The 1,023-nt window shown below is 71.3% G+C and carries 1 protein-coding gene; it reads right to left on the bottom strand.

What is annotated here, in order from left to right:
- On the bottom strand, positions 1 to 1,023 hold a 1,023-nt coding region (locus I0Q12_RS25420), incomplete at both ends, for a transposase (RefSeq protein ID WP_197255896.1).

Genomic DNA, 1,023 nt, shown 5'->3' with positions numbered 1-1,023 from the left:
CGGCACGAACGTCGGCGCATCGGTGGGATTGGCGGCCACCGACACCGCCAGGATCACCCCGTCCTCGCTGGTGACGGCCTGACAGTTGAATCCTTGCAGCCAGCCGCCACCGCGCAACGGTTGCAGCCCGGATTCCGGGTCGGTGGTGTTGACCACCCGCTCCGGCCGATCCCCGGTGCTGTCATCGGCTCGTGCCGCCGCAGCCGTCTCGGCAGCGATCGCGCGTTCGAGCCGAGTCCGGGCCTTGATCACCTTCGGGTCCTGCTCGGCCGGCCGGATCACCCAACCACCGTATCGGTGGCCTTTCGCTGCCGCCTCGGCCCGACGCTGCGCATACCGTGCCACCTTCTCGGCATGGGTAGCCAACACCCGCTCCAAGGCCAACTGCGCGGCCGCGACCGACACCGCCGCCGGCGGAGCACCCATCGGTATCGTCCCGGCCCGGGCCTGTTCGAGATACACCTGCGCCGAGGTGTCCTTCTCATCTCGGGCCTGCTGTTCGGCGGCGCGAGCGGCGTCGAGGACAGCGATCGCCTCGCCGATCCGCGCTGCCCGTGAGCGTGGATCGGCCAGCGGCGGTGGCACCGAACCCGGGCCGGGTCCGCCTCGGCCGTGCTCGTCGTCTTCGCTGGTGTCGGTGGCCTCGTGCGCGGCCACCGCCGCTGCCGCGATCGCTCGGGCATGCTCGGCGGCTTCGGCCCGCACCGCCGATTCGGTGCGGTTGGCGCCGGCCGAGGCGTTCGAGGCGATCTTGACCGAGTCCAACGCGATCGTTTCCAGCCGGCCCAAGCCCAGGGCGGCGGCCAGCAACAGGACCTGGGTGAACAGGTCTTCGCAGGCGGCGGCGTGGGTCTTGCGGAACCGGGCGATGGTGACGTGGTCAGGGATGTCCTGGGCGCAGATCACCCGATAGGCGACGTCTTCGGCGCACAAGCGTTCGATGCGGCGGGAGGACCGTTCCCCGCGGGACCACGCCCACACCAGCAGGGTCAGCAGCATGTCGGGGTGGTAGCCGGCCCGGCC

The sequence above is a fragment of the Rhodococcus sp. CX genome (assembly GCF_015865005.1).
Taxonomy (GTDB): Bacteria; Actinomycetota; Actinomycetes; order Mycobacteriales; family Mycobacteriaceae; genus Rhodococcus.
This window is presented reverse-complemented; position numbering and strand designations above follow the sequence as displayed.